Annotated in this window: 12 protein-coding genes; all 12 read left to right on the top strand. The window is 29.7% G+C overall.

The genetic code is table 11. The features are described 5' to 3' along the window. Position 1 precedes the first annotated feature (1 nt). The 12 genes from PQO00_RS04075 to PQO00_RS04020 all read left to right on the top strand — a co-directional run bounded on the left by PQO00_RS04075 (position 2) and on the right by PQO00_RS04020 (position 13663). The gene (locus tag PQO00_RS04075; protein WP_274183557.1) at positions 2-661 is read left to right on the top strand and encodes an acetyltransferase; all 660 of its coding nucleotides are present in this window, start codon (positions 2-4) and stop codon (positions 659-661) included. Beyond that, positions 661-1578 carry a hypothetical protein gene (locus PQO00_RS04070; RefSeq protein ID WP_274183556.1) on the top strand — a complete coding sequence of 306 codons (918 nt, stop codon included), beginning with the start codon at positions 661-663 and terminating at the stop codon, positions 1576-1578. Before PQO00_RS04075 ends, PQO00_RS04070 begins: the two co-directional genes overlap by 1 nt. Before the next feature lie 10 nt (positions 1579-1588). After that, positions 1589-3139: a hypothetical protein gene (locus tag PQO00_RS04065; RefSeq protein WP_274183555.1), complete on the top strand. Its 1551-nt coding sequence runs from the start codon at positions 1589-1591 to the stop codon at positions 3137-3139. Positions 3140-3145: 6 nt separating this feature from the next. Then, positions 3146-4264, top strand: coding sequence for a dTDP-4-amino-4,6-dideoxygalactose transaminase (gene rffA, locus PQO00_RS04060; protein ID WP_274183554.1), 1119 nt, complete (start codon positions 3146-3148; stop codon positions 4262-4264). Further along, the gene (locus PQO00_RS04055; protein ID WP_274183553.1) at positions 4257-5474 is read left to right on the top strand and encodes a hypothetical protein; all 1218 of its coding nucleotides are present in this window, start codon (positions 4257-4259) and stop codon (positions 5472-5474) included. The genes rffA and PQO00_RS04055 overlap by 8 nt, the downstream gene beginning before the upstream one ends. Then, on the top strand, positions 5475-6623 hold the full coding sequence (locus PQO00_RS04050; RefSeq protein WP_274183552.1) for a glycosyltransferase family 4 protein: 1149 nt from the start codon (positions 5475-5477) through the stop codon (positions 6621-6623). Further along, positions 6620-8155, top strand: a complete 1536-nt coding sequence (locus tag PQO00_RS04045) for a glycosyltransferase family 2 protein (protein ID WP_274183551.1) — start codon at positions 6620-6622, stop codon at positions 8153-8155. The genes PQO00_RS04050 and PQO00_RS04045 overlap by 4 nt, the downstream gene beginning before the upstream one ends. Continuing rightward, a complete protein-coding gene (locus tag PQO00_RS04040) occupies positions 8155-9150 on the top strand; it encodes a glycosyltransferase family 2 protein (protein WP_274183786.1) in 996 nt (331 codons plus the stop codon). The genes PQO00_RS04045 and PQO00_RS04040 overlap by 1 nt, the downstream gene beginning before the upstream one ends. Beyond that, a complete protein-coding gene (locus tag PQO00_RS04035) occupies positions 9147-10268 on the top strand; it encodes a glycosyltransferase family 4 protein (protein ID WP_274183550.1) in 1122 nt (373 codons plus the stop codon). The genes PQO00_RS04040 and PQO00_RS04035 overlap by 4 nt, the downstream gene beginning before the upstream one ends. Continuing rightward, on the top strand, positions 10265-11359 hold the full coding sequence (locus PQO00_RS04030; protein ID WP_274183549.1) for a glycosyltransferase: 1095 nt from the start codon (positions 10265-10267) through the stop codon (positions 11357-11359). The genes PQO00_RS04035 and PQO00_RS04030 overlap by 4 nt, the downstream gene beginning before the upstream one ends. 62 nt (positions 11360-11421) lie before the next feature. Further along, positions 11422-12693: an O-antigen ligase gene (locus tag PQO00_RS04025; protein ID WP_274183548.1), complete on the top strand. Its 1272-nt coding sequence runs from the start codon at positions 11422-11424 to the stop codon at positions 12691-12693. Beyond that, entirely contained in the window at positions 12653-13663 is a 1011-nt protein-coding gene (locus PQO00_RS04020) for a glycosyltransferase family 4 protein (protein ID WP_274183547.1), read from the top strand. Before PQO00_RS04025 ends, PQO00_RS04020 begins: the two co-directional genes overlap by 41 nt. The last annotated feature ends 3 nt before the right edge of the window (positions 13664-13666 follow it).

Below are 13666 nucleotides of genomic sequence, written 5' to 3'. Positions count from 1 at the left end.
AATGGCAAAAATAATACTTTTCGGTACGGGAGATATAGCGCAAATTGCTAACTATTATTTTGATATAGATAGTGAACATGAAGTTGTAGCATTTACCCTAGATAGAGATTACTTAACAGAAGGCTCGTTTGAAGGGAAACCTGTCATCGTTTTTGAAGATATTGAAAAAACGTATTCCCCTTCAGAGTATAAGATGTTTATAGCTCTAAGTTATTCTCAAATGAATAAAATAAGAGAAGAAAAATACTTTGAAGCAAAGAAAAAAGGTTACGAGCTGGTATCTTATATTAGTTCTAAATGCACGTATGTATCTCAATTCAAACATGGGGATAACTGCTTTATTTTTGAAGACAATACCATACAGCCATTTGTTAAAATAGGTAATAATATAACGCTTTGGAGTGGTAATCATATAGGCCATCACTCAATAATTGAAGACCATAATTTCATTAGTTCTCATGTGGTTATTTCTGGGCACTGTATAGTTAAAGCCAATTGTTTTATAGGTGTAAATTCAACATTAGCCCATAAAGTAACTTTGGCAGAAGAAACCTTAGTTGGTGCTGGTGCAGTTATATCAAAAAGCACAACAAAGGGAGGTATTTATGTACCGCCCAGAACCGTTAAATTAAATAAAACTAGCGATCAAGTAAAATTATAATGACTTGGAAAAAAATTAAACACCTATTTGTAGCTAATAAACAATTTGATTGGATGTATTCTCATGGCTCTAATCCAGTTTTTATGAAATTAGAAGGTTCTATAAACCGTGTTTTTTTTACCTGTAGGGATGCATTGTCTAGAAGCCATATTGCTTACGTTGATATAGATTTTAATAATAACTTTGAGGTGGTTAATATCTCAAAAGAGCCAGTTTTAATACCAGGAGAATTAGGAATGTTTGACGACTCAGGAGTTGTTATGGGATGTTTGCAAAATGTAGATAAACAATTATTTTTATATTATTTAGGTTGGAATTTAAAAGTTACAGTACCATGGTTAAATACCATAGGTCTAGCAATTTTTAATCCTTTAACAGGCAAATTTGAGAAGGCCGGTAATGCTCCTGTAATGGATAGAAGCCATGAAGATCCTTTTTCAATTTCTTATCCTTCAATACTATTTGAAAATGGAATTTATAGAATGTGGTACGGTTCAAACTTATCTTGGGGTAAAGATCAAGCAGATATGAAACATGTATTTAAATATGCGGAGTCTAATGATGGGATACATTGGAAACGAACCAATAAAATTGTAGTTAATTTAGAACATGAAAATGAATATGCGCTTTCAAAACCATGGGTGATAAAAGATAAAGACGTGTATAAAATGTGGTATTCTTATAGAGCTAATGGTAGGATTACAACTTATAGAATAGGCTATGCAGAATCTTTAAATGGAATTGAATGGAGACGATTGGATTCAAAAGCTGGAATTAATGTATCCGATACAGGCTGGGATTCAGAAATGATTAGTTATCCATGTGTATTCGATTTTAATAATAAGCGTTATATGTTATATAATGGAAATGAATACGGGAAAACAGGATTTGGAATTGCAGTTCTAAATAAAGATTAATTTTTAATCTATGTTAGGTGAATTAGCCCATAAATTAATAGAAAAATCATATTTTCCAAAAGTTAAATCTGTTGATTATGAACTAAAAAAGGCAGGTGTTCTAAGGATATTACTTGGTTTAATTATATTTGTTAGGTTCTATCAAATTGCCGATGACTATAATTTGTATTTTGGTGAATACTCGTGGTTTGGATTTATAAACTTAGTATTAATAGTTTTTTTTACTCTAGGTTTTTCTTTACCATTTGTTACAACATTATTACTTTTCTTTGTAAGATTTAGTGATGGTTTTGCTTCTACTGGAACGTTAGGAACTACGATTCTTATTCAAACTTTTTTTGTTTTTTTATTGATGAATTCAGGGGAATATTATTCTTTGGATAGTATTATTCTAAAAAAAAAGAATATAGTTTCTAAATTTATCAAACATCAGTATTCTATAATTGGTAAACACAATAATGCATCATTAACAAAACTATATTTTTTTGCTTTTTTTGTATATGGTTTGATAAGTTTTGGGGCTATTGTATTACATATCCAAGATAATTATTGGATTAATGGTCTAACAGTTAAAAGCTTATTAAGCAATAGTTATTTGTCTTCATTTTTTCAGGAATTTAGATGGGTAGAATCTAACTATTCAATGTTTACAAGCCTATTTAGTATAGCTGGAGGTATAATACAGAGTGTATTCCAGTTACTTATGATAGTGCTTGTTTTTTTTAAAGCAGGAAACTTTTTTGTTAAATGGTGGGGCATGAAGTTTTTTATAATTTCTTTATTTTTTATAAATCTTTCATATTTACCACATATAGAAATAATTTTTTGGTTTCTTATTTTTTTTCCTTCAAAATTCACTCAAGAAAATAAATTCACTCAAAGTGTATATAAACTATCATTTGTTAAAAATTTAAGAAGCCAAGCCTCAGTGCTACCAAATAAATTTAATGGAGGCATTCTTGGGCTCTTCTATTCTGCGTATGGATTAATTTTAGTGTTGTTTACATTGGTGTTTTTTCCAGTTATATCTAATTATACTTCAAATATTTTGGGAAGTAAAAGAAATATAGTTAGAGATTTGTTGTATCGATCTGGGTTAGAAATACCTGCTGTGTTCAATAATTCAGACTTATCTATGGGGGATTGTTGGATGGTTATTTACAGAAAAAAGGAATCTACAAAAGAAAATAATTGGGATTTAGTACCAATATCTGCAGAAGACGGTAGAAGAATAACTTATTATGGACATAATGTACTTGGTTTTAGTAATCATAATTCTGATTTCTTGTATTTTGGAACTTCATTAGCTTATAGAAGAAAGATCATAAACGTTAAAGATTACAAAAGATTTCACGAAAAGGGCTTCGGGCATAAATCAATTATAAAAAGAGTTAAATTTGATTATCAAAAAAAAAACTTAACGGAAACTTATTTTTATAAAATTATAGTTTATAAAAATAGTAGTTCTAAAGTTATTCATTGGGAATCTAATACGGAAAGGCATAATAAAAAAGTTGTTTACACAACTAAATTTAAGTATAATGGTTCAATTTTTTTTTAATAAAGGATGAAGATAGGATTTAATAAACCATACCTTACTGGACAGGAGACTCATTATATTGAAGATGCTGTAAAACGTGGCAAAATATCTGGTAATGGCTATTATACTAAGTTATGTCAAGACTATTTTGAAAACACATTTGGGTTTAAAAAAGCATTGCTAACAACATCATGTACAGATGCCCTGGAAATGTGTGCTATGCTAGCCAATATAAAACAAGGAGATGAGGTAATTATGCCTAGTTTTACTTTTGTCTCTACAGCAATAGCTTTTATTCGCCAAGGAGCAAATATAGTATTTGCAGATTCCTATTCCAATAACCCAAATATTGATGCTACAAAAATAGAAACTTTAATAACATCAAAAACAAAAGCTATAGTTGTGGTGCATTATGCTGGAGTTTCATGCGATATGGATACAATTATGAGTATAGCTTCTCGGTATAATTTAATAGTAATAGAAGATGCTGCCCAGGCAATTAGCTCTAAATATAAAGGAAAACCGTTAGGCTCTATTGGACACATGGCAGCTTTTTCATTTCATGAGACAAAAAATATTATTTCAGGAGAAGGAGGGTTATTGACAATAAATGATGACCGATTTATAAATAGAGCTGAAATTATTTGGGAAAAGGGAACCAATAGAGCAGAGTTTTTTAGGGGAGAAGTGAATAAATATGGTTGGGTAGATACAGGGTCTTCATTTTTACCTTCAGAAATTATTTCAGCTTTTCTATGGGCCCAAATAGAAAATATAGATGATATTCAGAATAAAAGATTAGCTCATTGGCATTATTATCATAATCACTTAAATCAATGGGCAAACGATAATCAAATTAAAATAATGCCGATACCAGAAAAGGAAACTAATAATGGTCATATATTTTATTTAGTATGTAATTCAGAACAGCAAAGATCTGATTTAATAAAACATTTAAAAATGTGTGATATTGACGCTGTTTTTCATTATTTAAGTTTGCATGCTAGCGATTACTATAAAGATAGACATGATGGTAGAGTATTGTTGAATAGTGACAAGTTCGCTAACCAGTTATTAAGATTACCAATGTTTTATGAGCTAGACGTGGAGTGTGTTGTGAATAATATAATTACATTTAATGGATAGGCTAGAACGTGTTTTAAAGTTGGTATTTGTATTAGGGATACTTTTTTATACGATTTTCACAACAATATATATAATGAAAATTCCTATTGGAAGAGGAGACGAACAACTTTTTATTAATGACTTAAACTTTATTGAAAAAGAAGGTTGGATTGCTGCCATAAAAAAAAACATATCCATACCCTATATGCTTTTAGCATATCCACTAACCTTTATTTTTAAAAAATATATAGCTTTAAGGTTTGTTAGTTTGCTTGTAACTATAATGTTAGGTGTTTACTTTTGGAAGCGTAATAAACCATCAATCTTATTCTTTGCGGCCTTTTTATTTTACTTGTGCACTACGATTTTCTTTTTTTATGGGACTAACGATGCATTATATACTGTATCATTGGTGATTTTTTTTAATGAAATTTTTCAGTTATGTAAAAACTATACTTTTAATAGCAATATAGCATTTATAGCATTGGCTGTTGCTTTTTTTACACGAGCATTGACTATTATATATTTTCCGGTAATATTGCTGGCCTTCTTTATAGTATATAAGCACAAGGATAAAATAGTAAAATTAAAACTTCTGTTCCCTTCATTATTTGTTATCGTTTTATTGTGTTTTAACCTGCCCTCTTTAAAACAAAAGGGAACGTTGTCCTACGATTTAAAAGCACCTCCGAAATCTGTGAATGTTACTTGGACACAAAGGCAGTACCTTGCTCAGCTACTTGTTAATAAAGGTGATTTAAAAAAAGGAAAGCACCCAACATGGCAGGAAACACAAATTTATGTTGATACTAATGGAGAAGAATCGTTGCCTAATAGTATTTTAGAAAGTCTTGTTTTTGATTTAAGCCTCACTATAAAAGAATTTTTTAAGGATTTTATATATGCTGCTTTATCTTCATTTAGGCAATTAGGGTTTATATTCATCCTTATCATTATTCTTCCTTTGGTAGAGCTAATTAAAAAGAGAGGTATAGGTTATAATATGTTTATTCCGAGCTCAGTGATCGTTATGCTATCTGTTTTTTCTTTAATTATTATTTCTAATGTGGAGTTAAGATGGCTAGCCCCGGTTTTTATAATGTCATTTATTTGGTATTTTAATTTAGAAGAAAGTAAAGCTATCTCAGAGAAACTTATTATTACTAATTACTTAGTTTTTATAGCACTTACCTTTTATGGCGGTATAAATATGTTTGATAAAATTTTATAAATGAAATTAGGCTTTGTTACATCAGAATACCCCCATGCTAAGATAAAGCATGCGGCAGGCATAGGCACAAGTATTAAAAATCTTGCAATAGCTTTGGCAGATAAAGGTATTGATGTTACAGTTTTTGTTTATCACCAGAATAAAAATGAGATATTTATAGACGAAAATGTGGAAATTCACTTAATTAAAAAGAAACGATTTAAGGTTGCTACCTGGTTTTTTTATAGAAAACATATTCAAAACTATGTAAATGATATTGTTAAAAAGAAGCACATAAAAATTATAGAAGCCCCAGACTGGACAGGAATAACAGCTTTTATGAAATTTAAGATCCCCTTAGTTATAAGATTTCATGGTAGCGATGCATACTTCTGTAAATTAGAAAAGAGAAAACAAAAATTCAAGAATTTTATTTTTGAAAAATTGGCCTTAAAAAAAGCAAAGGCTTATGTTGCCCCAACAGCGTATGCTGGAAGGGAAACACAAAAAATATTTGGACTGAATAATAACAAAATTAAGGTTATACATTATGGGTTACAGTTAAACCATTTTCTTAATGAAAAGCCTCATGTCTATAATGAAAATTCAATGTTATATATTGGGACGATAATAAGAAAAAAAGGTGTTTTAGAATTAGCAGAAGTATTTAATAAAGTAATAGAATCTAATCCAAAAGCGAAGCTTATTTTAATAGGAAGTGATGCTCCTGATATAAAAACTGGCAGTTTTTCAACATACGGTCTTATGGAAAACCTTTTTTCCGAAAAAGCGAAGAAACAAAGTAGTTATTTAGGGAAAATACCATATGCAGAAGTTCAAGAACACATAAAAAAAGCACATGTATGTACATTCCCATCTTTTGCAGAAACCTTAGGTATGGTGACTATAGAATCAATGGCTTTGCAAAAACCTGTTGTGAATACAAGTATAGGTTGGGCTCAAGAATTAATTGATGATGAGGTAAATGGCTTTTTAGTACATCCATCAAAGATTGATGATTATGCTACTCGTATAATTGAATTGTTCAATGATAAGAATAAGTGTGCCAAAATTGGTGAAGCTGCAAGAAAAAAAGTAGAACAACTTTTTAATATTGAAAAAAATGCCGATATAAACATAGAATATTATAAAAGTATTATAGAAAAATGATTCTGTTAATACATAACGACAATCGAGTTACTGAACTTATTGATTTAAAAACCAATAAATCAGTGAGGATTACTTCCCAAAACCCTATAGAAGAATTATTTAATGTTGCGAAAAACAATATTGAAAGGATACTTGTCTGGTGTCATGAATTATTAAAAGAAAATTTAAATATTCATGGAATAACAACATCATTTCACCTTAAAAACATGATGCTTTCTTACTCTAATGAGCAATATATTCCAGAACAAATAGGATATGTAGAAGATTCTCCATTTTTAAAGGTAAATAAAAGAGTTAAATACCCGACATGGCTTATGAGTAGTCAGGTTGGAGCAATTTATGCTTCACAATTATTGAGATTTCAGAATAAAATGAATTATAATGATTCATTCGATTTTTTTTTAAATTCGATAGCAAAAACTGGAATGGCACAAGGTTTATTTTGTTACTCAGAACCCAAGCTTTTAAACGATTTAAATATTTTAGCGGGATCTAAAAAAGCTTCAGGTTTTGAATTATTTAAATTTACAAGGTTACATTATAAGGGGGTATGGAGCTTTTTATTGCTTATAAACTTTATTGTGAATGAACAAAAGTTTCCATTTTTTTCTTTTTTCAGGAGTATTTTCTATAATCAAAAAAAATTAAGATTAGGGTTTGATCTGGAGCCATTATCTTTAAATGAGACTAACCAGAAAACTTCTATAGATGTAATTATACCTACCGTGGGAAGAAAAGAATATTTGTATGATGTATTAAAAGACCTGTCAAACCAAACTAAACTACCAAAAAAAGTAATTATTGTTGAGCAAAACGAAGGTACAAAAAGCAAAACAGAGTTAGATTTTATTGCTAATAATACGTGGCCTTTTATAATTAAGCATAAGTTTATACACAAAATGGGGGCATGTAATGCACGTAATTTGGCATTAAAAGAGGTAACTGCCAATTATGTTTATTTAGCAGATGATGATAATAAGTTTGAAGATAATTTGCTTGAAGATGTAATAACTAAAATAAAATCCTATAAATTGGATGTTATAACAATGAGTTACCTTCAGGAAAATGAAGTTGAAATTCATAATAAACCTTTACAATGGAGCACTTTTGGGGCGGGAAGTAGTGTTATAGATTCAAAATTTTTGGAACAAATTAAATTCGACTTAGCATTAGAATTTGGCTATGGAGAAGATGCCGATTTTGGAATGCAACTGAGAAATTCAGGTGCAGACATAGTATACTTTCCAGATATTAAAATTAAACATTTAAAAGCGCCCATAGGAGGTTTTAGAATGCCTTTCAGACATCCTTGGCTTAAAGGCGATATACAGCCAAAACCATCACCTACTGTAATGTTGAATAGAATGAATAATTCAACAACATATCAATTGTTAGGTTATAAGACAAAACTATTTCTTAAATATTACAAATCTCAGAATATTAAAAACCCCATGAGGTATTTTAATCTTTTTATGAAGCAATGGAGGTTGAGCCAGTTTTGGGCAAATACATTAAAAAAACAACATAAATGATGCATTTTACATTAATTGTCTGTACATATATGCGACCAAAACGATTATTGAATTTATTGAATTCAGTAAAAAAGCAATCTGTTTATCCTTCAGAAATATTGATAATTGATGGATCTGTAAACGATGAAACCTATAAATTTTTGGAGAAAAATAAGTTTGAGAATTTAAAATATTTTAAAGTAGAAGAAAAACATAGGGGCTTAACGAGACAACGTAATTATGGGATTAACTTAGTCTCTCATGTTTCAGAAATTATTTGTTTTCTGGATGATGATATTGTACTTAAAGATAATTACTTTAAAGACTTATTAAAAACCTATGAAATAAAAAAAGGAGCTTTAGCCGTAGGCGGTTACATTGATAACAATGGTACCTGGGAAAGAGAATCTGACACAAAAAGTAAAAATTATTTTTATTATGATGGATGGATGCGTAACGAACCTTCAAGGTTTAAATTGAGACGGCTATTCGGGTTACACCCAAATAATAAACCTGGTTTTTTACCAACATTTGCCCATGGAAGATCTGTTGGTTTTCTTCCCCCATCTGGAAAAATTTATGAAGTTGAACAAATTATGGGAGGGGTGTCATCTTATAAAAAAGAAGTATTTGACTCTTTGAAGTTTTCAACTTATTTTGATGGTTATGGCTTATATGAAGATGCTGACTTTAGTTTACGTCTTTCGAAAATCGGGAAGTTATATGTTAATACATCTGCTCAATTATATCATTATCATGATGATTCTGGCAGACCGAACAAGTATAAATACGGAAAAATGGTAGTTAGAAATGGATGGTATGTATGGAGAGTAAAGTATTCTGAGCCAACATTAAAAATGCATTTTAAATGGAACGCTACAGCTTTTTTACTTACAATTGTTAGATTTACAAATATTTTTACAACCCGCAAACGTAAAGAAGCCTTTGCCGAAAGTTTGGGAAGGTTAGTAGGCTGGTGTTCTTTAATCTTTAATAAGCCTAGAATAAAGAGATGAGGTTTTTAGTCATATCGCATTCTAAGCATAAACAAGAGGGAAATACTTTGTATGGGTATACACCTTATGTTCGGGAAATGAATTTATGGCTAAAATATGTTGATGAAGTGGAGATTATCGCTCCAAAAACCAATGAAACATTTTCAAATATAGAAACAGCTTATCAGCATAGTAACTTATATTTTAATCAGGTACCTTTTATTGAATTTACATCATTTAAAAAGACAATTATTTCTCTTTTAAATCTGCCGAAAATAGTCTTTACGATATATAAAGCTATTAAAAAAGCAGATCATGTTCATTTACGTTGCCCTGGTAATATTGGACTATTAGGTTGTTTAGTTCAGGCTTTTTTTCCTAAGAAAATAAAAACAGCGAAATATGCAGGCAATTGGGATCCAAAAAGTAAACAGCCCATAAGTTATTGTATTCAAAAATGGATTTTAAGTAATACATTACTTACCAAAAATATACAGGTACTTGTATATGGAGAATGGAAGTACCAGACGAAAAATATAAAACCGTTTTTTACAGCTAGTTTTTATAATTCTGAAATAGAATCTTCGATAACGCGATATTATGATGATAAACTAAACTTTATTTTTATAGGTAGTTTAGTAAAAGGAAAAAGACCATTACTGGCTATTAAAATTATTGAAAGATTAAATAAAGAAGGTAGACCAGTTTCATTAAAACTTTATGGTGACGGTATTTTAAAGGCAGAGCTAGAAGATTATATTGTAAGAAAAAAACTAGAAAGTATAATAACTATAAAAGGAAATAAGAAAAAAGAGGTCATAAAAGAAGCATTAAAAAAGACCCATTTTTTATTACTTCCATCAAAGTCTGAGGGATGGCCTAAGGCAGTTTCCGAAGCTATGTTTTTTGGAGTGATACCAATAACAACAAAGATCTCTTGTTTGCCTTTTATGCTAGATAGAGGGAAACGTGGTATTTTAATAGAACCAGTTATAGTTAATGCTGTTGATAGTATTAATACGTATTTAGAAAATAAAAAGAGATTAAAATTAATATCTGAATCTGCCAGTGATTGGTCTCATAAATATACTTTAGATGTTTTTGAAACCGAGATTATTAAATTATTAAAAGGTTCATGAGAATATTACAATTAATAGATTCTTTAGATTCTGGAGGAGCTGAGCGTATGGCGGTTAATTATGCCAATATGTTATCAAAAGAAAAGCCTACTTTTATTTGTGTAACAAGATCAGAAGGTTTGTTGAAAAATACAATTAATGATGGGGTTAACTATATGTTTTTGAATAAAAAACATACCTTAGATTTTAAGGCAATTAAACGACTTTATATTTATGTCAGAAAAAACAAAATTGATGTTATTCATGCACATTCAACATCTTTTTTTTTAGCGACAATAATTAAGATATTGAATAATAAAATAACATTAGTATGGCATGATCATTATGGTAGTAGTGAGTTTTTGAAAGCAAGGAAGTTTAAAATCTTAAAAATCTGTTCTTATAAATTTAATGCTATTATAAGTGTAAATCAAACACTAAAAGTTTGGGCAGAGCAACATTTAAAATGCAAAAAAGTTTCATTTTTAAATAATTTTATATCTGTAAGTACTAAAGAAAAAAAAGAAACGGTTTTAAGAGGAGAAAAAGGAAAGCGGATGGTATGTTTGGCAAACCTGCGAAGTCAGAAGAACCATTTTATGTTATTGGATGCTTTTAAAGAAGTAAATAAAACTCATGATAAGTGGACTTTACATTTAGTAGGAAAAGACCATAATGATATTTATTCTTCGAAATTGAATGAAAAAATAAATGATTTAAAGCTAAGTAAAAATGTTTTTATTTACGGAAGTAAAAGCGATATTTACCATATTTTGAACCATTGTGATATAGGTGTTTTATCATCACAGTCTGAAGGTTTACCATTGGCGTTATTAGAGTATGGTTTAGCTAAATTACCTGTTGTAGCAACTAATGTAGGGGATTGTGATAAAGTTATAACACAACCATCGGAAGGGTGTTTAGTTAATTCTGGAGATTTCAAAGCTTTTTCTAAAGCATTATTAAACTATATTAATAATACGACATTAAGAATTGAAAGTGGAGAGGGACTCTATAAAAATGTTGTTTTAAATTTTAGCGAGAATAAAATTAAAGATCAATTAATAGAAATTTATACAACTTTAAAATGTTTAAAGGGTACTATTATATAAATCAAATTATATTACATGTCTGTATAGGTTTAGGTGTGTACCTTTTTAAACCAATATCTAAGATGTTTTTTTTAATTGTTTTAGGAATATGTGCTTTTAGTATTATTAAATCACCTCCTAATAGAAGGTATATATATGTTTTAAGCTCATGTGCTTACATTGTTGGTTCAGAAGTTTTTTTCAGGATGACAAACGGTAATTTTTTACATGAAGCATCTAAGTATTTAGTTGTTGTTTTTTTGTTTATAGGTATGTTAATTGGTGATGGAATTAATAAAAAATCATATACATATATAATTTATTTAGTTTTTTTATTTCCAGGGATTATCGTAGCATCTTCAAGTTTAAATTACGGGACAAATTTACGTACAGCCATAGCTTTTAACATAAGTGGACCAGTATGTTTGGGAATAACTGCGTTGTATTGCTATGGAAGAAAAGTTTCAATAAAATCTCTGCAAGAGATATTAATGTATGCATTATTACCAATTATAAGTACAACAACATATTTATTTTTATACTCACCAACGATTAAGGATACTTTATCAGGCACACAATCAAATTTTGAAACTTCAGGAGGGTATGGGCCGAATCAAGTGTCTACAATTTTAGGATTGGGTATTTTTTTATTAGCTGGCAGATTGTTTTTGCAGTCTAAAGCATTATTTATTAAAGTTATAAATATTGGGATTTTGGTTTTTATGGCTTATAGAGCTATAGTAACTTTTAGCCGAGGAGGTGTATTTGTTGCTTTTTTAATTGTTCTGGTATTTATTATTACATTTTATTTTAAAGCATCATCCAAAATTAGAAGAAAGATTTTTGGTTCAACATTTATTTTAGGTATAGGTTTAGTTTTGACGTGGTCTATAAGTTCTGCTAGTACAGATGGTTTAATAGACAAACGTTATAATAATGAAGATGCATTAGGGAGAACAAAAGAAGATATTACTACTGGAAGAGCTGGTTTGCTAACCAATGAATTAGATGAATTTTTTAAAAACCCTTTTTTTGGTGTTGGTGTTGGGAAACTTAAAGAGTTAAGGTTTGAAAAAGAAGGAGTTAATGCTGCTTCACATAATGAAATGAGTAGGATTATTGCTGAGCACGGTATATTTGGTTTTGTTGCTTTTTTAATAATATTATTAACACCATTGCTTCTAAGGTTACGAAATAAAAAAAATGTGTATTTCTATTCATTTTACCTATTCTGGTTTTTAACAATAAACCATTCGTCCATGCGAATTGCAGCACCTGCTTTTATTTATGGACTTTGTTTATTAAATGTATATTATGACAAACCTTCTTTACATAGGAAACAAATTATCCAATAAGGGCAAAAATAAAACTTCAATTGAAACTTTAGGTAAGTTGCTAGAAGTTGAAGGGTTTACCGTTAAAATGTCTTCGAGTAAATCAAATAAATTACTAAGAATGTTTGACATGATGTACAACGTTGTTAAATTCAGAAATCAGGTAGATTTTGTCTTAATTGATACTTATAGTACAGCTAATTTTTATTATGCAATGGTTGTTAGTCAGTTGTGTCGGTTTTTTAAATTAAAATACATATCTATTTTACGAGGAGGCAATCTACCAAACCGATTAAAACAATCTCCTAGATTATCAAATGCGATATTTAATCATGCCTATAAGAACATAGCTCCATCAGAATATATCAAATCACATTTTGAAACATGGGGATATACTAACATAGTTTGTATCCCAAATTCGATAGAGCTTAAGAACTATGTGTTTAAAGAAAGGTCTTTCGATATGGTAAAATTATTGTGGGTGCGTTCATTTTCAGAAATATATAATCCTTTATTGGCGATAAAGGTTTTAAAAGCCTTAAAAGATCTTAATATAGATGCCGAGCTTTGTATGGTTGGTCCCGATAGTGATGGAAGCTTGCAAGAAGCTATGGACTATGCAAAAGACTTAAGAGTAGAAGTGACTTTTACGGGGAAATTATCAAAGCAAGCATGGATAGAAAAATCTAAAGACTATAACATTTTTATCAATACCACAAATTTTGATAATATGCCCGTGAGCGTTATTGAGGCCATGGCCTTGGGGTTACCGGTTATCTCTACCAATGTAGGTGGGATGCCTTTTTTAATTGAAGATGGTCTTACTGGGATTTTAGTGGCCCCAGATTCAGTAAAAGCATTTGTTAAAGCTATTGAGCAGTTATTAAACTCGCCAAAAACATCAAAGTCCATGGCTTTAAATGCCAGAAAAATAGTAGAACAATTGGATTGGAATGTCGTTAAAAACCAATGGTTTAAAGTCTTAAAATAATGT

It is taken from the genome of Flavivirga sp. 57AJ16, assembly GCF_028736925.1.
Classification (GTDB): Bacteria; Bacteroidota; Bacteroidia; order Flavobacteriales; family Flavobacteriaceae; genus Flavivirga.
Note: the sequence above shows the minus strand (reverse complement) of the source record. Positions and strands in the feature narration are given on the sequence as shown.

Excerpts from the sequence above, each read along its gene's own strand:
- PQO00_RS04065 (WP_274183555.1), top strand. The coding sequence starts at position 1,589 with ATGTTAGGTGAATTAGCCCATAAATTAATAGAAAAATCATATTTTCCA.
- PQO00_RS04025 (WP_274183548.1), top strand. The coding sequence starts at position 11,422 with ATGTTTTTTTTAATTGTTTTAGGAATATGTGCTTTTAGTATTATTAAA.
- PQO00_RS04020 (WP_274183547.1), top strand. The coding sequence starts at position 12,653 with ATGACAAACCTTCTTTACATAGGAAACAAATTATCCAATAAGGGCAAA.
- PQO00_RS04030 (WP_274183549.1), top strand. The coding sequence starts at position 10,265 with ATGAGAATATTACAATTAATAGATTCTTTAGATTCTGGAGGAGCTGAG.
- PQO00_RS04050 (WP_274183552.1), top strand. The coding sequence starts at position 5,475 with ATGAAATTAGGCTTTGTTACATCAGAATACCCCCATGCTAAGATAAAG.
- rffA (WP_274183554.1), top strand. The coding sequence starts at position 3,146 with ATGAAGATAGGATTTAATAAACCATACCTTACTGGACAGGAGACTCAT.
- PQO00_RS04075 (WP_274183557.1), top strand. The coding sequence starts at position 2 with ATGGCAAAAATAATACTTTTCGGTACGGGAGATATAGCGCAAATTGCT.
- PQO00_RS04035 (WP_274183550.1), top strand. The coding sequence starts at position 9,147 with ATGAGGTTTTTAGTCATATCGCATTCTAAGCATAAACAAGAGGGAAAT.
- PQO00_RS04055 (WP_274183553.1), top strand. The coding sequence starts at position 4,257 with ATGGATAGGCTAGAACGTGTTTTAAAGTTGGTATTTGTATTAGGGATA.
- PQO00_RS04040 (WP_274183786.1), top strand. The coding sequence starts at position 8,155 with ATGCATTTTACATTAATTGTCTGTACATATATGCGACCAAAACGATTA.
- PQO00_RS04045 (WP_274183551.1), top strand. The coding sequence starts at position 6,620 with ATGATTCTGTTAATACATAACGACAATCGAGTTACTGAACTTATTGAT.
- PQO00_RS04070 (WP_274183556.1), top strand. The coding sequence starts at position 661 with ATGACTTGGAAAAAAATTAAACACCTATTTGTAGCTAATAAACAATTT.